This is a genomic window from Streptomyces sp. OR43, from assembly GCF_008042275.1.
In the GTDB taxonomy this organism is placed as follows: domain Bacteria; phylum Actinomycetota; class Actinomycetes; order Streptomycetales; family Streptomycetaceae; genus Streptomyces.
In genome coordinates this window covers 4,358,961-4,376,541 of the sequence record NZ_RDBK01000043.1, presented here as the reverse complement: position 1 = coordinate 4,376,541, position 17,581 = coordinate 4,358,961, and the positions used below count along the sequence as shown (strand labels likewise).

At 70.6% G+C, this 17,581-nt stretch carries 16 protein-coding genes and 1 pseudogene; 8 read left to right on the top strand and 9 right to left on the bottom strand.

The window, feature by feature from the left end:
• Positions 1–162: 162 nt before the first annotated feature.
• The 9 genes and pseudogenes from EAO72_RS38790 to EAO72_RS38745 form a co-directional block, all read right to left on the bottom strand.
• Positions 163–1,557, bottom strand: a complete 1,395-nt coding sequence (locus EAO72_RS38790) for an 8-oxoguanine deaminase (protein ID WP_148022284.1) — start codon at positions 1,555–1,557, stop codon at positions 163–165.
• Positions 1,558–1,602: 45 nt separating this feature from the next.
• Positions 1,603–1,761 (bottom strand): annotated as a pseudogene (locus EAO72_RS44225) (purine permease); the annotation flags it as partial.
• 354 nt (positions 1,762–2,115) lie between these two features.
• Positions 2,116–3,039, bottom strand: coding sequence for a factor-independent urate hydroxylase (pucL, locus tag EAO72_RS38775; RefSeq protein WP_148021678.1), 924 nt, complete (start codon positions 3,037–3,039; stop codon positions 2,116–2,118).
• Positions 3,040–3,046: 7 nt separating this feature from the next.
• The gene (gene uraH / locus EAO72_RS38770) at positions 3,047–3,451 is read right to left on the bottom strand and encodes a hydroxyisourate hydrolase (protein ID WP_148021677.1); all 405 of its coding nucleotides are present in this window, start codon (positions 3,449–3,451) and stop codon (positions 3,047–3,049) included.
• A gap of 47 nt (positions 3,452–3,498) precedes the next feature.
• Positions 3,499–4,008: a 2-oxo-4-hydroxy-4-carboxy-5-ureidoimidazoline decarboxylase gene (gene uraD / locus EAO72_RS38765; RefSeq protein WP_187285348.1), complete on the bottom strand. Its 510-nt coding sequence runs from the start codon at positions 4,006–4,008 to the stop codon at positions 3,499–3,501.
• Between the two features lie 176 nt (positions 4,009–4,184).
• A complete protein-coding gene (locus tag EAO72_RS38760; RefSeq protein WP_148021676.1) occupies positions 4,185–4,562 on the bottom strand; it encodes a helix-turn-helix domain-containing protein in 378 nt (125 codons plus the stop codon).
• Positions 4,559–4,810: a YkoF family thiamine-binding protein gene (locus tag EAO72_RS38755; RefSeq protein ID WP_261991771.1), complete on the bottom strand. Its 252-nt coding sequence runs from the start codon at positions 4,808–4,810 to the stop codon at positions 4,559–4,561. Before EAO72_RS38755 ends, EAO72_RS38760 begins: the two co-directional genes overlap by 4 nt.
• A 101-nt stretch (positions 4,811–4,911) precedes the next feature.
• Positions 4,912–6,084: a lactonase family protein gene (locus tag EAO72_RS38750; RefSeq protein WP_148021675.1), complete on the bottom strand. Its 1,173-nt coding sequence runs from the start codon at positions 6,082–6,084 to the stop codon at positions 4,912–4,914.
• 127 nt (positions 6,085–6,211) lie between these two features.
• Complete coding sequence (locus EAO72_RS38745; RefSeq protein ID WP_148021674.1) at positions 6,212–7,051, bottom strand: GntR family transcriptional regulator; 840 nt, start codon at positions 7,049–7,051, stop codon at positions 6,212–6,214.
• A 259-nt stretch (positions 7,052–7,310) separates the two neighbouring features.
• On the opposite strand from EAO72_RS38745, the gene EAO72_RS38740 reads away from it, so the two are divergent.
• From EAO72_RS38740 to EAO72_RS38705, 8 genes are all read left to right on the top strand, one after another.
• Positions 7,311–8,579, top strand: coding sequence for an extracellular solute-binding protein (locus tag EAO72_RS38740; protein ID WP_148021673.1), 1,269 nt, complete (start codon positions 7,311–7,313; stop codon positions 8,577–8,579).
• Between the two features lie 41 nt (positions 8,580–8,620).
• A complete protein-coding gene (locus EAO72_RS38735) occupies positions 8,621–9,604 on the top strand; it encodes a carbohydrate ABC transporter permease (RefSeq protein ID WP_148021672.1) in 984 nt (327 codons plus the stop codon).
• Complete coding sequence (locus tag EAO72_RS38730; RefSeq protein ID WP_148021671.1) at positions 9,601–10,440, top strand: carbohydrate ABC transporter permease; 840 nt, start codon at positions 9,601–9,603, stop codon at positions 10,438–10,440. The genes EAO72_RS38735 and EAO72_RS38730 overlap by 4 nt, the downstream gene beginning before the upstream one ends.
• A 29-nt stretch (positions 10,441–10,469) precedes the next feature.
• On the top strand, positions 10,470–12,062 hold the full coding sequence (locus EAO72_RS38725; protein ID WP_148021670.1) for a beta-N-acetylhexosaminidase: 1,593 nt from the start codon (positions 10,470–10,472) through the stop codon (positions 12,060–12,062).
• A 70-nt stretch (positions 12,063–12,132) separates the two neighbouring features.
• The gene (locus tag EAO72_RS38720; RefSeq protein ID WP_148021669.1) at positions 12,133–13,584 is read left to right on the top strand and encodes a cellulose binding domain-containing protein; all 1,452 of its coding nucleotides are present in this window, start codon (positions 12,133–12,135) and stop codon (positions 13,582–13,584) included.
• 173 nt (positions 13,585–13,757) lie between these two features.
• Positions 13,758–14,597 carry a TIM barrel protein gene (locus EAO72_RS38715; RefSeq protein ID WP_148021668.1) on the top strand — a complete coding sequence of 280 codons (840 nt, stop codon included), beginning with the start codon at positions 13,758–13,760 and terminating at the stop codon, positions 14,595–14,597.
• Positions 14,598–14,645: 48 nt separating this feature from the next.
• Entirely contained in the window at positions 14,646–15,545 is a 900-nt protein-coding gene (locus EAO72_RS38710) for a 2-hydroxy-3-oxopropionate reductase (RefSeq protein ID WP_148021667.1), read from the top strand.
• 283 nt (positions 15,546–15,828) lie between these two features.
• Positions 15,829–17,286 carry a catalase gene (locus EAO72_RS38705; RefSeq protein WP_148021666.1) on the top strand — a complete coding sequence of 486 codons (1,458 nt, stop codon included), beginning with the start codon at positions 15,829–15,831 and terminating at the stop codon, positions 17,284–17,286.
• The last annotated feature ends 295 nt before the right edge of the window (positions 17,287–17,581 follow it).

The following is a 17,581-nucleotide window of genomic DNA, read 5'->3' as shown; positions in this document are numbered from 1 at the left end:
TCGTGCAGCTGGTGCGGGCAGCTCGGATCACCGGTACGGGAGGCGCGTACGTCTGAGGCACGCGCCTCCCCCACCGGTTGCCATGGACCCCGCTCGGGTCCACGGCGGCCGGCCGAGGGCCGTCCCCCTCGGCCGGCCGGTATCGGGGGCCGCGGGAAGCCGTCAGGCTCCGGCGGCGATCTGCGCGAGGCGGCGGGCCTCGTCGCGGGTGGCGCGGGCGATGGCGTCCTCGTCCACGGTGGTCAGGCGGTTGGACTCGACGACCGGCTTGCCGTTGACGAGCGACAGCGTGACCGGGGCGGCGGCGCCGAAGACCAGGGCGGTCACCGGGTCGGCGATGGAGGCGTGGGCGAGGGTGTCCAGCTTCCAGAGCACGAGGTCGGCGAGCTTGCCGGGCTCCAGGGAGCCGATCTGGTCCGCGCGGCCGAGGACCTGGGCGCCGCCGTACGTGCCCAGGCGCAGCGCCTGACGGGCGTTCAGGGCGCGTTCGCGGTGCGGGCCGAGGCGGTTGATGAGGAGGGCGTTGCGCAGTTCGGTGTGGAGTTCGCCGGACTCGTTGGAGGCGGTTCCGTCGACGCCGAGGCCGACCGGGACACCCGCGGCGAGCATGTCCGGGACCCGGGCGATGCCGGCGGCGAGCCGGGCGTTGGAGGACGGGCAGTGCGCGACACCGGTGCCGGTGCGGGCGAACGCGGCGATGTCGGAGTCGTTCATGTGGACGCAGTGCGCCATCCACACGTCGGCGCCGAGCCAGCCGGTGGACTCGAAGTAGTCGGTCGGCCCCATGCCGAACAGCTCGTGGCAGAACTTCTCCTCCTCCACGGTCTCCGAACCGTGCGTGTGCAGCCTGACTCCGCGTCGGCGCGCCAACTCGGCGCCCTCCCGCATCAGTTCGGTGGAAACGGAGAAGGGGGAGCAGGGTGCGACGGCGATCTGGGTCATCGCGTCGAAGGAGGTGTCGTGGTGCGCGTCGATGGTCGCCTCGGTAGCGGCCAGCGCTCCTTCGAGGGTCTCCACGGCGAAGTCCGGCGGCAGCCCGCCGTCCTTCTCGCTGCGGTCCATGGACCCGCGGGCCAGGGTGAACCGCACGCCCATGTCACGGGCGGCGCCGATGATCGCGCCGGACAGGTCGCCGGAGCCCTTCGGGTACACGTAGTGGTGGTCCATGGCGGTGGTGACACCGCCGCGGGCCATCATGGCGAGCGAGCCCTGCGCGGCGGTGCGGGCCATCGGCTCGTCGATGCGCGCCCACGTCGGGTACAGCGCGACCAGCCACTCGAAGAGGTTGTGGTCGGTGGCCAGGCCACGGGTGATCCACTGGTAGAAGTGGTGGTGGGTGTTGACCAGTCCGGGCGTGACGAGGTGCCCGGCGCCGTCGATCCTGCGTACGACGTTCTCCAGGCCGTCCGGTGCCCGGCCCGCGCCGACGGACTCGATGCGGTTGCCCGCGACGACGACGTGGCCCGAGGCGTACTCGGTGTCGTCGGCGTCGACGGTCGCGATCGAACAGTTCTCGATGACGATGCGTTCCACTCGGTCGGCTGCCGGTGCTGCCATGGTGCTTCCTTCTCTCATCAGCGTTGTGGGCACGGCAGGACCCCAGGAGGATTTGAGTGCCACGGCCGTGCGGCCGTGGGTGCCGAGATGGTGGAAGAACAGGTCGAGCAGGTCCGCGCCGAGTGTTCCGGCACTGATGCCGGAACCCGGGACGGTCCGCGCCCGGGACGGGAATCCCGCGCAGAAGCCGGGCGCGGCGAACGGGACGGCGGAGCCGCCGGTGCCGGGCGTCCGGAGGAGGGTGTGGCGCGGGCGGCGATCAGGGCACTCGCCTCGATCGGCCGGGGCATGCCGGACGGGTCGAGGCCCGCCGCCCGTCCGATGATGAGCGGTGGGGTGACGACGCCCGCGTACATGGCGGCGATGGGCCGGTGCGCGGCGGTGACGAGCCGCGACGGGGCAGGCGTCCGGCCCACGGGGTGGACCGGGCTCTCCAGCGGGGTGGAACACGGGCCTTCTGCTTCCGCGGGCCCAAGTGCAGGCTGTGCCATGGGAATTCCCTCCGGACCGCCCGGCCCCCGTCCGCTGTGGACGGACGGGAACCGGCGCGGCACCGCGTCAGAGGTTGGTCATGTCGACCGGGATCTGCGGCTCGACTCCGTCCCGCAGCACGGTGGCCTCGATGAGCCCGTACGGACGGTCGGCCGCGAAGTAGACCTCGTTGTCGTTCTTGAGGCCGAACGGCTCCAGGTCCACCAGGAAGTGGTGGTTGTTCGGCAGCGAGAAGCGGATCTCGTCGATCTCGCTGCGGCTGTTGATGACGCGCGAACCCATCTGGTACAGGGTCTGCTGGAGCGAGAGCGAGTACGTCTCGGCGAACGCCTGCAGGATGTGCTTCTTGACCTGCTCGTACGACTTCTCCCAGTTGGGCATCCGGTCGTCGTCGCTGGTCCAGTTGTAGCGCCAGGCGGCGGCGACGTCGGTGCACAGGATGCGGTCGTACGCCTCCTTGAGCGTCGTGTACCGGTCCTTGACGTAGCCCCAGAACTCCGAGTTGGTGGAGTTCATGACCGTGAGGTCCTTCAGGCCGGAGATGATCTCCCACTTCTCGCCGTCGTAGGTGATCTGCGTGGTGCGCAGTTCCTGGCCCTTGCGGGCGAAGGAGTGGTTGACCTCGTCCGATCCGATGAACCTGGAGCTGTTGTCCGAGGTCGCGATGCGCTCCCAGGAGTACTCCTGGATACGGATGCGGGCGACCTTGATCGGCTCCTGCGATGTCACGAAGTGACGGGCGAGGTGGATGCCGAACTGCTCGGCGGACTCGATGCCGTGCTCCTTGGCGAACGCGAACACCGTGTTCTTGGTGGTGTCGGTGGGCAGGACGTTCGCGTTGGAGCCGGAGTAGTGGACGTCGTCCATGTCGCCGGAGAGGGCGACCGATACGTTCAGGTCCTTGATGTGGTGGGTGTCGCCGTCCCGCGTGATCCTGACGACGCGGTTCTCTGCTTTGCCGTACTGGTTCTGGCCGAGAATCGTGGGCATGTGTCTGCTAGCTCCCTCGGTATACGGAGTAGCCGAACGGGTTGAGCAGCAGCGGTACGTGATAGTGCTCGCCCGGGGTGACGGCGAACGTGATCGCCACCTCCGGGAAGAACGCGCCGCTGTCCCTTACGCGGGGGGCGTCCTGCTGCGCCTCGGCTTGCTTCTGGGCTTGCTTCTGAGCGGTGAAGTACGACTCGGTCTCGAAGTCGAGCCGTACGTGGGTGGTGCCCTCCGGCAGGGCCGGCAGGTCCTTGCAGCGCCCGTCCGCATCGGTCGCGGATCCGCCGAGCGCCACCCACTGCGCGTCGCCGCCCGAGCGGGCGGCGAGCGTGACGGTGACGGCTGCGGCGGGGCGGCCGATGCTGGTGTCCAGGATGTGGGTGGACACCGATGCGGTGGCGAAGGTGCTCAAGACCTTCACTCTCCTTCCGTTACGGGCTCTCCGTCCGTGACGAGCTCTTACGAGCCTTCCGTGACGAGACGGGTGAGGCGGATGCGGTTGATCTTGCCCAGTTCGGTGCGCACGATGGCGCGCTCCTGCTCGGGCGTGTTCCCGGTCCGGGACTTCACCGCGTCGCGCATCTGCTCACCGGTGGCACCGGTGGCGCAGATCAGGAAGACATGTCCGAACCGCTCCTGGTAGGCCAGGTTCAGTTCGAGCATCTCGGCCTTGAGCTCCTCGGTGGCGCCGGCCATCCCCCGCTGTTCACGGGAGGAGGTCGGGTCCCCGGGCTTCGGGCGGCCGATCGGCGGGTGACCGGCCATGGCCTCGGCCAGGTCCCGCGCGTCGAGTGCCGCCGTGGCGGTGTCGCTCGCGGAGAACAGGGCTTCGGCGGTGGCGTACGGACGGCGGGAGAGGATCGCTCTTCCCCAGGCCGCACTGGCACAGATCTCGTGCAACGCGGTCGCCGCCTCGTCGTCCGCCAGGGTGTTGAACCGGGCGAGGCCCGGTGTGGAGCTCGAAGTCACGGGAGCCTCCGTGGCTGTTTTTCGCTGTGCGTCGGTCGGGCTGCGGATAGCTAACGCCCTCCACAACACCACGTCAACACTTTGTTGAAATTCCGTGCATGTAAAAAGCCGTCGCCCGGTGATCCGGACGACGGCTCCCCCGTTCATATGCCGTTTACATCTACCCGAGCGCCCAACTACTCGGCCTTGGAACCGTTTTCCCGGTTCAGGTAGTTGTAGACGGTGAAGCGGGAGACGCCCAGGGCCCCCGCCACGGTCTCGACGCCGTGCCGCACCGAGAAGGCACCGCGTGCCTCCAGGGTGCGGACGACCTCCTGCTTGGTCCTGCGGTCCAGCTCGGCGAGCGGCCTGCCGTGCCGGCGCTCCATCGCGGCCAGGATGTGGTCCAGCGAGTCGGAGAGCTGGGGCAGCCGGACGGCTATGACGTCCTCGCCCTCCCAGGCCAGGACGACGTCGTCGGCCTGCGCCTGCTCGGGTCCGAGCAACTCGGCGCCCATGGCGTCGACGAGCGGCTTGACGGCGGCGACGAGCGGGTGGTCCGCGGCACCGGTCACTTCGGGTCCTCCCCGATGACGTTGACCTGGAGCGAGACCCGGGTGGCACCGGATGCCAGTGCCTGGCGCAGCAGGGAGTCCACCGCGGTGAGCACCTCGTCGGCGCCGCCCTCCGCGGTGTTGCCGAAGGGGCCGACGTCCACCGCGTCCAGTTCGGCCGACTGGATGACCTCGCGGGCCACGACCGCGTGGGCCGGTGCCTCGTCGAGATCGAACGGCTCGGTGGTGAACTCCACTCTCAAGCGCACTGTGTCTCCCTCATGCGTCGCGCCGCGTCCGGGGCGCCCCGCGGCTCGGGCACGACCCTAACCCGCGCACGCGCTGTACCGGCAGCTCACCCGCGCACGCCCTACACCGGCAGCACACAGACCGCCGCCGGGGCGGGGAACGGGCGCCCGGCCGGGCTCAGGGCACCGCTGTCCGCGTCGACCCGGAAGGCGGTGACCGTGCCGGACCGCTGGTTGGCGGCGAAGAGGAGGGCCCCGTCCGGGGAGAAGGCGGTGTGCCGGGGGAAGTCGCCGCCCACCGGCACGGTGTCCAGCAGGCGGAGCGCGGCCCCGCCGTTCTCGACGGCGTACCGGGTGAGGCTGTTGTGTCCCCGGTTGGCGAGGTAGGCGAAACGGCCGTCGCCGGTGACCAGGAGCTGGGCGGGATAGCTGGTGCCCGCGCCGGTTCCGGTGGACTGCGGGGCGCCCGGGGCCAGGGTGCCGGTGGCGGGGTCGTATCCGCAGACGACGACCGTGTTGTCGAGCTCGCAGGCGAGGTAGGCGTGGCGGCCGTCCGGGTGGAAGGTGAGGTGGCGGGGTCCGGCGCCCGGGCGCAGTGCGGCGTACGAGAGCTGCTCCAGGGTGCCGCGGTCCTCGTCGAGCCGGTACGTGTACACCGTGTCGTTGCCCAGGTCGACGGCGAGGACATGGCCTCCGGCGGGAGCGGTGACGATCTGGTGGGCGTGCGGGCCCTCCTGGCCGGGCCCCGGGGCGGGCGCGGTGTGGGCGACCAGGTCGGTGCGCTCCCCCACCGATCCGTCGGCGGCGAGCGGGTGCACGGCGACGCTGCCGGAGGTGTAGTTGGCGCTGAGCAGCCACCGCCCGCCCGGGTGGACCGAGAGGTGGCAGGGGCCGGCGCCGCCGGTCGGCTGTGACCCCAGCACCCGGAAGCCGCCGTCGGCGGCGAGGGCGACGGCCGTGACGCCGCCGTTCTGCTGCTCGTCGACGGCGTAGAGCGTGCGGCCGTCGGGGTGCGCCGCGAGGTACGAGGGGTTCTCGACGCCCATGACGACGGTGCGGGAGGTGATCCCGCCCGTCGCCGCGTCGTACGAGGCGACGCCGATGCCGGTGCCGCCGGGGGTGGTCGAGGTGTACGTGCCCAGGAAGAGCGTCCCGGTCCGGCGCGCCCCGGGTTTCGCCGGGTGCGGCGGCGGGCCGGGGCTGCGCTCGCTCGTGGGAAGGGTGGGGGCGGCGGCGAGGAGGCCGCCCGTCAGGAGTGCGCCGAGGACGGTGCGGCGGCGGGTGGACGATGTCATGCGAGGCACCTCGTGGGGTCGGTGGCGTCGGATGTGTCAGCCACAGTGGTCTCCCGCGGTCGGCCCGCACAAGAGACGCACCGGCCGTGGCGTGGTGCGCGCGGCGGGTACGGGGGCGGCCTCCGGGTCAGTCACCGGACTGGATGTCGCCCCGGGTGGACGACGTGATCGGGTCCCCCTGGGCGAAATCGCCCGGCGGGATCCCCGGGTGGTGTCCACCCTCCACGGGCTCCACGGCGGCCGCCGGGCCGAGGGCCAGACGGGAGACGATCCGGTAGCGGTCGCCGCGGTAGAGCGAGTGCACGTACTCCACGGGACAGCCGGTGGTGTCCGAGGTCAGCCGCTCGAAGAGGAGGGCCGGGGACAGCTCCGGCACGTCGAGGAGCCGGGCCTCGGCCCGGGTCACCACGGTGGGCTCGATGGCCTGGACCGCTTCGTGGACGTGCACGTCGTGGCGTTCGCGCAGATGCTCGTACAGGTCGCCGTGCTCCAGCTCCTGGGCGGAGAGGCCCGGGACCAGCTCGGCCCTGATGTGCAGGTGCTCGATGGCCATCGGGGCGCCGTCGACGAGCCGCAGCCGGGCCACGTACACGATCTCCGCCGCGGGCGACATGCGCAGTTTGCGGCCGACCCGGGCGCCGGCCTGGAGGGTGGTGAACTCCAGCAGCCGGCTCGACCAGGCCCCCGCCGCCTGCGGGACCGTCAGGGCCAGGTCGGCCGAGACGAGCTCCTGGGTGATCTTCGCGGGTGCGACGAACATGCCGCGGCCGTGCTCGCGCACCAGCAGGCCGACGGCCACCAGCTCGTCGATCGCGGCGCGCAGGGTGGGCCGCGAGACGCCGAGCGTGGCGCACAGCGCGCGCTCCGACGGGATGGCGTCCCCCGGGCGGCGCGACTCGATCAGCTCCAGTACGGCGTCGCGGGCCCGTTCCCGTTTGAGCACCGTTCCCGATGCGTCGGCGTCCATGCGCTGCCCCTCCTGACGTTTCTCTCACTTACCAGTTGAGCAACCAGTGCGGCGAACTCGACTACTGGTCAAGGGAAGTGTAGCCGGTCCCCGGTCAATCATCCCGGTCCACATTTCCGAGAGATCACCAAAACCCATAGTTACCAAGGGGGTTGACGGTCCCATTGGTCTATGCCACCTTCATCCACCATCAAGAGGTGAGCTGTCCAGTGGGCTTCACTGGTCAGGTGGTCAGGTCCTTGTCCTCCAGAGGTGAACCGTGAAGTACCGCTTGCTTGCCGGTGGGTCCGCGCTCGTGATGGCCGCCGTTCTCAGTGCCTGCAACTCGTCGTCCGACTCGGCCGGCACGTCCGGCGACGGGCGGACGGGCATCGACGTGTGGCTGATGCGCGACAGCGTCTCCGCCGCGTTCCAGAAGGAGTTCGTGAAGGGCTTCGAGGCCGCCCACCCCACGATCAAGGTCCGGGTCCAGATCCAGGAGTGGGACGGCATCGGCGAGAAGATCACCGCCGCGCTGGCCAGCAACGACGCTCCCGATGTGATCGAGAGCGGCAACACCCAGGTCGCCCAGTTCGCGCAGAGCGGCGGCCTGCTCGACCTCAGCGACAAGGTCGAGGAGCTGAACGGCAAGGACTGGCTCAAGGGCCTCGCCGAGCCGGGGGCGTACGAGGGCAAGCAGTACGGCATCCCGTACTACGCGGCCAACCGCGTCGTCATCTACCGCACCGACCTGTTCGAGAAGGCGGGAGTCGACGCGTCCGCGATCAAGACGCGCGAGCAGTGGATCGAGGCCACCGGCAAGCTCAACAAGGGCGGCACGCAGGGCATCTATCTGCCCGGGCAGATGTGGTACGCCCTGGCCGGCTTCGTCTGGGACGAGGGCGGCGACCTCGCCACCGAGTCCGGTGGCACGTGGAAGGGCGCGCTGGACACTCCCGGGGCACTGCGCGGCATGAAGTTCTACGAACAGCTCCAGGCACTCGGCAAGGGGCCGAAGGACTCGGACGAGGACTCCCCGCCGCAGGCCGACGTGATGGCCCAGGGGAAGGTGGCCCAGGTGATCTCGACCCCGGGCGGCGCGAACGTCGTCATGGAGAAGAACCCGGAGCTGAAGGGCAAGCTCGGCTTCTTCCCGATCCCCGGCAAGAGCGCGGACACCCCGGGCGCCGTCTTCACCGGCGGCTCCGACCTGGTGATTCCCACGGCGTCCGGCAAGCAGGAGGCCGCGCTGGCCTTCGTCAAGGAACTCACCGGTGACGCCTGGCAGAAGAAGCTGGCCGTGGCCATGAGCTACGTACCGAACCGCACGACCCTCGCCTCGGCGGTGGCGGCCGATCCCGGGGCCGCGGCCATGGCGGCCGGTGCGGCGAACGGGCACGCGACGCCCAACACGCCGGGCTGGGCCGCCGTCGAGGCGGAGAACCCGATCAAGGACTACATGGCGGCCGTCCTGACCGGCGGCGACCCGGCGAAGGAGGCCGCCAAGGCCTCCGCCGACATCACCCGGGCCATGAACACCGCCTCCTGACGCCTCCACCCATCCGCCCGACCACCGAGAGGAGGCGTGCCGTGTCGGTCATCCGGGAACGGACCGCACCCCCCAGCCGCCTGCGTCGCCCGGCGACCGGCACGGCAGGACCGCCGCGCCGGCGGCGGTCCGGGGAGCCGCGCGGCTTCTGGCCGTACGTCCTGATCGCACCCGCCGTCGGCGGCATGCTCTATCTGCTGCTCTACCCGCTGCTGCGGGCCGTGCTGATCTCGCTGCAGGACTTCCGGCTGCGCCAGCTGATCATGGGCGACGCGGAGTTCGTCGGACTGCGGAACTACCGGACGCTGCTGTCCGATCCGCGGTTCTGGGAGGTGGTGCGGCGCACCTTCCTGTTCATGGCGGTCAACGTGGTCCTGATCATGGTGATCGCGACCCTGGTCGCGCTGATGACCGAGCGGCTGGGCCGGTTCGGCCGGACGGTGGTGCTCAGTTCGCTGGTGCTGGCGTGGGCGATGCCGGTGGTCGCGGCCACCACGGTCTTCCAGTGGCTGTTCCACTCCGAGTTCGGCATCGTCAACCGGCTGCTGACCGAGGCCGGGTTCGCGTCCTTCGACCGCTATCCGTGGTTCGCGCACGGCACCGCCGCCTTCTCGATCCTGGTCCTGCTGATCGTCTGGCAGTCGGTGCCGTTCGCGGCGATCACCGTCTACTCGGCGCTCACCACGGTTCCGGCGGAGCTGTACGAGTCGGCGCGGCTGGACGGGGCGTCCGGTTCACGGATCTTCCGCTCGGTGACCTTCCCGGTCCTCCGGCCCATCTTCCTGCTGGTCTTCTCGCTCGAAGTGATCTGGACGTTCAAGGCGTTCGTCCAGATCTGGGTGATGACGCGCGGAGGTCCGGGCGACGCCACGACGATCCTGCCCGTGTACGCGGTGCAGAAGGCACTCGCGGGCCAGCGCTACGACCTGGGCTCGGCCGCCTCGATGATCACCGTGGTCCTGATGTCCGGGGTGCTCGTCCTCTACTTCCGTCAGATGTTCCGCCAGGAGGACGAGTACCGATGACCCTGCTGCGCCCGAGACTCCGGCGGATCCCGCTCAACGCCGCCGCCGTACTGACCGTCCTGGTCTGTCTGTTCCCCGTCTACTGGATGATCTCGACCGCCTTCAAACCGTCGCGGGACATCCAGACCGCCGATCCGAAGCTCTTCCCGCACACCTGGACGCTCGACCACTTCCGCACGGCCGTGCAGGCCGACGGGTTCGAGCTGTTCTGGCGCAACAGCGTCCTGGTGACGCTCAGCGCGATCCTGCTGGCGCTGCTGGTCGCCATCGGCTCGGCGTACGCGGTGGCCCGGATGCGCTGGAAGGGGCGCCGGCAGTTCATGCTCATGGTCTTCATCGCCCAGATGGCGCCCTGGGAGTCGTTGATCATCCCGATCTACATCATCTCCCGCGACACGGACATGCTCGACCGGCTGCCGACCCTCACACTCGTCTACTTCATGGTCACGCTGCCGTTCTCGATCGTGGTGCTGCGCGGCTTCATCGCCACCATTCCGCCGGAGCTGGAGGAGGCCGCCCAGGTCGACGGCTGCACCCGGACCGGCGCCTTCCGGCGGGTGGCGCTGCCCCTGCTCGCACCGGGACTGATGGCGACCTCGCTGTTCGGCTTCATCACCGCCTGGAACGAGTTCGCGTACGCCAACTTCCTGATCATCAAGCACCAGGACAGCCGCACCCTGCCGGTCTGGCTGTCGTCGTTCCAGAACACCTTCGGCACCGACTGGGGCGCCACCATGGCCGCCTCGACCCTCTTCGCCCTGCCCGCGCTGGTCGTGTTCCTGCTGCTCCAGCGCCATGTCACCTCCGGCTTCGCGGCCGGCGCCGTCAAGGGCTGACGCCCGAGATCCGAACCCGGAGGCCACCCGTGCCCGCATCACGCCCGGAACAGTCCCTCGTGCCCCGCCCCCGCAAGGTCTCGGTCCGCCCCGGCCGGTTCACCCTCGACCAGGACACCGCCATCCGGGCCTACCCCGGCGCGGAGGGCGCCGCCGACCTGCTGCGCACCCTGCTCGCCCCGGCCACCGGCCTGCCCCTGCCGCCCTCCGCCACCGGCCGCGTCGTGCTGGCACTCGACCCTCAGCTCGGCGGTCTCGGCGAGGAGGGGTACGGGCTCACCATCGGCCCCGACTCCCTGCTCCTGCGCGCCGCGCGGCTCCCGGGCCTGCTCTGCGGCGTGCAGACGATCCGCCAGCTCCTGCCCGCCGAGGCCCTGTCGGGCACCGCCCAGCGCGACGCGCCGTGGCTGCTGCCCTGTGTCGAGATCAGCGACGTACCCGCACACTCCTGGCGGGGTTCGATGCTCGACGTGGCCCGGCACTTCCAGCCGGTGTCCTATCTGCGCCGGTACGTGGACCTGATGGCGTTGCACAAGCTCAACACCCTCCATCTCCATCTCACCGACGACCAGGGCTGGCGCATGCCCGTCCCCGCCTACCCCCGGCTGACCGGCATCGGCGGCCACCGCAGACAGTCGATGTCCGGCCCGCCGGGACGCCTCGACGAGAACTTCGACGGGATTCCGCACTCGGGGGCGTACACCCGGCAGGAACTGCGGGACCTGGTGCGCCACGCGGCGGCGCGCGGGGTGCGGGTGGTGCCGGAGATCGAGATGCCCGGTCATGTGCGCGCGGCGCTGGCCGCCCATCCCGAGCTGGGCAACAACCCCGGCCGGCGGCTGGACGTGTGGACCCGCTGGGGCGTCTGCGACACGGTGTTCGGCGTCCACGAGGAGGTCTTCGACTTCTGCCGGTCGGTGCTGGAGGAGGTCATGGACGTCTTCCCGTCGCCGTACATCCACGTCGGCGGCGACGAGTGCCCGACCGCGGAGTGGGAGGCGAGTCCGGCGGCGCGGGCGCGGGCCGCCGCCGAGGGGCTGCCCGGCGCCCGGGCGCTGCACGGCTGGTTCATGGGCCGGATCGGATCCTTCCTGGCCGAGCAGGGCAGGCGCCCGGTCGGCTGGGCCGAGACGGGCACCGAACTTCCCCCCGAATTCACGGTGATGACGTGGCGCGACCCGGCCCACGCGCTGGCTGCGGCCCGCCGCGGCCATCAGGTGGTCGCCGCGCACTACCGGGCCACGTACCTCGACTACGCCCAGTCCGCCGACCCCGGCGAACCGGCCGCGCAGCCCGGCCCGCCCGTCGGGCTGCGGGCCGTCCACGGCCACCGGCCGGCGCCGGACGGCTGGGACGCGGCGGACGCGGCCCGCGTGCTGGGCACCCAGGCACAGTTGTGGACCGAGTACGCCGGTACGCCGGAGCAGATCGAGTACCTGACCTACCCACGGCTGTGCGCCCTGGCGGACCGGGCCTGGTCGGGCGGTCGCAGCGACTGGCCCGGCTTCGTGTCCCGTCTCGGCCGGCACACGGCACGGCTCGACGCCCTGGGCGTCGGCTACCGCCCCCTGAACCCCCGGTCGCTCCAGGCCGCTTCCCCGGGAAAGGCGCCGCCTCGATAGGACTCCCCAGGAACAGCGCCACCTCCGCAGGAACCACTCCCCCACCACCGTTCCGGAGAGGAACACGTTCATGAAGTCACTCGCGAAGAGCCGGATCCGCGCGATGGCGGCAGCCGCCGCCACCGTGGCCCTGGGCTGTACGGCCCTGGCGGCCGTCCCGTCACCGGCGAGCGCGGCCGGCGGATCGCTCAGCGTGCAGTACCGCACCAGTGCGCCGGGAGCCACCGCCGACCAGAGCGAGCCCTGGCTGAAGGTGCGCAACACCGGCAGCGCGGCCGTACAGCTCAGCGCCGTCAAGGTCCGCTACTACTTCAAGGGCGAGGCGGCGGGCGACGCCTACCGGTTCGCCTGTTCCTGGGCGGTGAAGGGCTGCGCGAACATCACCGGTACGTTCGCCACGCTCGCCTCCCCGACCGCCACCGCCGACCGCTACCTGGAGATCGGTTTCACCTCAGGTGCCGGATCGCTCGCCCCGGGCGCCGACACCGGTGACATGCAGCTGCGCTTCTACCGGTCGAGCTGGCAGACCCTGGTGCAGAGCGACGACTACTCCTTCGACGCGGGCCGGACGGCGTACGGAGACTGGTCCAAGGTGACCGCGCAACTGGCCGGCGCCACGGTGTGGGGCCAGGTCCCGGAGGGCAACGGCCCGACGGATCCCACCGACCCGACCGACCCGACCGATCCGACGGACCCGACCGATCCGCCGGAGGGCGCGCCGACACTGTTCGACGACTTCGACTACAGCGGGCACACGGACCCGCGGATCGCCGCGCACGGCTGGAGCGTCCGGTCCAACTCCGGCGGACCGGGTGTGCCCGGCGCCACCTGGGCTCCGGAGAACATCACGTTCGCCGCCCAGAGCGGGAACTCGGTGATGAACCTGGAGACGTCGACCGCGGGCAGCGGTGAGTCGACGAAGCAGACCGAGATCCTGACCCAGTCGATGAAGTTCCGCAACGGCACCTACGCGGCCCGGGTGAAGTTCGACGACGCGCCGGTCTCCGGGCCCGACGGCGACCACCTCGTCCAGACGTTCTTCACCATCAACGACCTCAAGGCGCCGATGGCGGACGACTACGCGGAATACGACTTCGAGTACCTGCCGAACGGCGGCTGGGGCGAGAGCGGCAACATCCTCTACACGACCTCGTGGGAGACCTACCGCCCGGACCCGTGGGAGGCGGTCAACGCGCACAGCGAGGCCCGGCAGAGCTTCGCGGGCTGGCACGACCTGGTCGTGACCATCGACGACAGCGCGATCACGTATTACGTCGACGGTCAGCTGTTCGGGACCCACGGAGCGGCGTATCTGCCGGAGCGGGGCATGTCGATCAACTTCAACCAGTGGCTGATCGACCTGGCAGGCCAGACGAGCACGGCGCCCCGCTCGTACGACCAGCAGGTGGACTACGTGCTGCACGTGAAGGACCAGGTCCTCACCCCGGCACAGGTCAGCGCCAAGGTGAGCGCGTTCCGCACGGCGGGGACGACGTTCCAGGACACGGTGCCGGCCGGGTGATCCGGTAGCGGACACGCGGGGCGGGGCGGAGGGCCGGGCAGGCCTCCGCCCCGCCTTCGGTCTGTCCGGGGCCCGATTTCCGGACACCCCCTTGACATCGCCCCCACCCGCCGGGCAATCTTCCGTTAAGCAGAAACTAACTTCCGCAATACGGAAGGAGCGCCGAAACCCTCATGGGCTACCCGGACCAGCGCTTCGATGTGAACCTTTCGATCCTCTTCACGGAACTCCCGCTCCTGGAGCGACCCGCGGCAGCCGCCGCGGCGGGCTTCACGGCGGTCGAGCTGTGGTGGCCATGGATCGAGACCCCCACCCCTCCGCAGGCCGAGCTCGACGCGCTGAAGAAGGCGCTCGACGAGGCGGGCACCCAGCTGGTGGGGCTGAACTTCTACGCCGGACAGCTGCCCGGCCCCGACCGCGGCGCGCTCTCCGTGCCCGGCACGGAGTCGGACCGCTTCCGGGCCAACATCGAGGTGGCAGCGGATTTCGCCGCCTCGGTCGGCTGCAAGGCGCTGAACGCGCTCTACGGCAACCGGGTCGACGGCGTCGACCCGGCCGCGCAGGACGAACTCGCCCTGGAGAACCTGGTCCTCGCCGCCCGCGCGGCCGACCGGATCGGGGCGGTCCTGCTGATCGAGACCCTGAACAAGCCGGAGTCGCCGCGCTACCCGCTGGTCAGCGCACCGGCCGGGATCGAGGTCGTGGACCGCGTCAACGCGGCGACGGGCCTCGGCAACGCGAAGTTCCTCCTGGACCTGTACCACCTGTCGATGAACGGCGAGGACCTCAGCCAGGTCATCGCGGCGTACGCCGACAGGACCGGTCACGTCCAGATCGCGGACAACCCGGGCCGCGGGGCGCCCGGCACCGGCTCGCTCCCGCTGGAGCAGCTGCTCGACGAGCTGACGAAGGCCGGTTACGACGGCTGGGTCGGCCTGGAGTACAAGCCGGGCGACCGGACGGGCGCCGAGTCCTTCGCGTGGCTCCCGGCCACCGCGCGGGCCGCCCGCTGAGGGCAGCGGACTCCTCCTCGTACACACGCTGAATCGGAAGGCACCCTCATGAGCAACAACCTCCCCAAGGTTGCGTGGATCGGGCTCGGCATCATGGGCTCGCCCATGTCCGAGAACCTGATCAAGGCCGGTTACGACGTCACCGGTTACACCCTGGAGCAGGACAAGGTCGACCGGCTGGCCGCGGCCGGCGGGACCGGCGCCTCCTCGATCGCCGAGGCGGTCAAGGACGCGGACGTGGTCATCACCATGGTGCCCGCCTCCCCGCAGGTCGAGGCGATCGCGTACGGCCCCGAGGGCATCCTGGAGAACGCGAAGCGCGGCGCGCTGCTGGTCGACATGTCCTCGATCACCCCGCAGACCTCGGTGGACCTCGCGAAGAACGCCGCCGAGAAGGGCATCCGCGTCCTGGACGCCCCCGTCTCGGGCGGCGAGGCCGGCGCCATCGAGGCCGTGCTGTCCATCATGGTGGGCGGCGAGCAGGCCGACTTCGACGCCGCGAAGCCGGTGCTCGACGCGCTGGGCAAGACGATCGTGCTGTGCGGTCCGCACGGCTCGGGCCAGACGGTGAAGGCGGCCAACCAGCTGATCGTCGCGGTCAACATCCAGGCCTGCGCCGAGGCCGTCGTCTTCCTGGAGAAGTCGGGCGTCGACCTCGCCGCCGCGCTCGACGTCCTCAACGGCGGGCTGGCCGGCTCGACCGTGCTGACCCGCAAGAAGGACAACTTCCTGAACCGGAACTTCGCTCCGGGCTTCCGGATCGACCTGCACCACAAGGACATGGGCATCGTCACGGACGCCGCCCGCAACGTCGGTGCCGCACTTCCGGTCGGCGGCGTGGTCGCCCAGCTCGTCGCCTCGCTGCGCGCCCAGGGCGACGGCGGGCTGGACCACTCGGCACTGCTGCGCTCGGTCGAGCGTCTGTCCGGCCGGCCCGTCCAGGACTGACCTCCGTATACGGCCGGGCCCCGCGCGGGCCCGGCCGGCACCACCCCCGCCGGGTGCGTATCCCCCGGCCCACAGACTTCCGGGCGGCGTCGGCGCTGACACCTGTCCTGTCGCGCCCAGGCGCCGGCGCCGTCCGGAACACCTCTCCACGCACCAGCCCCACCACCATGAATTTCAACAAACTGTTGACGTCGGGTTCGGAGCGTACTTACGCTCCTGGAGCCCCCGAGCCCTCAGGCCGTCGCAGTTCAGCAGCTCCCGTACGGAAGGTCGCCCCGACACCATGACGCAGCGCGTGCTTACGACCGAGTCCGGCGCCCCGGTCGCCGACAACCAGAACTCCGCCACCGCCGGCGCCGGCGGCCCGATCCTCCTCCAGGACGGTCACCTCCTGGAGAAGCTCGCCCGTTTCAACCGGGAGCGCATCCCGGAGCGCGTGGTGCACGCCCGGGGGTCCGGCGCGTACGGATACTTCGAGGTGACCGACGACGTCACCGGCTTCACCCGCGCGGACTTCCTCTCGGAAGTGGGCCGCCGCACCGAGACGTTCATCCGGTTCTCGACGGTCGCCGACTCGCTCGGCGGCGCGGACGCGGTACGCGACCCGCGCGGCTTCGCCCTCAAGTTCTATACGAACGAGGGCAATTACGACCTTGTCGGCAACAACACCCCGGTGTTCTTCATCAAGGACCCGATCAAGTTCCCCGACTTCATCCACTCGCAGAAGCGCGACCCGTTCACGGGCCGTCAGGAGCCGGACAACGTCTGGGACTTCTGGGCGCACGCACCCGAGGCCACGCACCAGGTCACCTGGCTGATGGGCGACCGCGGCATACCCGCCTCGTACCGTCACATGAACGGCTACGGCTCGCACACCTACCAGTGGACGAACGCCGCGGGCGAGGCCTTCTTCGTCAAGTACCACTTCAAGACGAACCAGGGCGTGCGCTCGCTCTCCGCCGACCAGGCCGCGGAGCTCGTCGGCAAGGACGCCAGCTCCCACCAGACGGACCTGCTCCAGGCCATCGAGCGCGGGGTGAACCCGTCCTGGACGCTGTACGTGCAGGTCATGCCGGCCGCCGAGGCCCCGGACTACCGCTTCAACCCGTTCGACCTCACCAAGGTGTGGCCGCACAGCGACTACCCGCTCCAGCGGGTGGGCCGGCTGGTCCTGGACCGGAACCCGGACAACGTCTTCGCCGAGGTGGAGCAGGCCGCGTTCTCCCCGAACAACTTCGTGCCCGGCATCGGCCCGTCCCCGGACAAGATGCTCCAGGGCCGGCTGTTCGCCTACGCGGACGCGCACCGCTACCGGCTGGGCGTCAACCACACCCATCTGCCGGTGAACGCGCCGCGCACCGCCGTCGTCGACAACTACGGCCGCGACGGGCTGCACGCCACGCGCAACGGGGCCCGGCACGACAAGAACTACGAGCCCAACTCGTACGCGGGCCCGGCCCAGACGGACGCGGCGTTCTCCGCCCCGATCGCCGTCCAGGGCTGGACCGGCACGCACGAGGCGCCCGCCCACACCAAGGATGACGACTTCTTCCAGGCGGGTGAGCTGTACCGGCTGATGTCGGACGACGAGAAGGGCCGGCTGATCGCCAACATCGCGGGGGGCCTGTCGCAGGTCACGCGCGATGACGTGATCGAGAAGAACCTCGCCCACTTCCACGCCGCGGACGCCGAGTACGGCAAGCGCGTGGAGGAGGCCGTCCGCGCCCTGCGCGAGGACTGAGCGCCTCCTGTACAAGCCCTGCTCGCGTCGTCGCGCCCACCCGGATGAGGGGTTGTGCGGGGCGCGGGCAGGACGAGGCCGCGGCGGTGGTGCGATGCCAGTGCGGTGGTGTGGGTGGTGGTCCGGCCTCCTGACCTGAAGGAACCGGCCCCTGCCCCCTCTCGCACCTCGCCGCGGCCCCTGTCATTCCCCTGTTCCAGGGCGTGGATTACGGATTACGGTCCCGTGCTCCACGCCTTTTCGCGTGCGCGGACCCCCTGGGTGGCCGGTTCCGTCCTCAATCGCCGGACGGGCT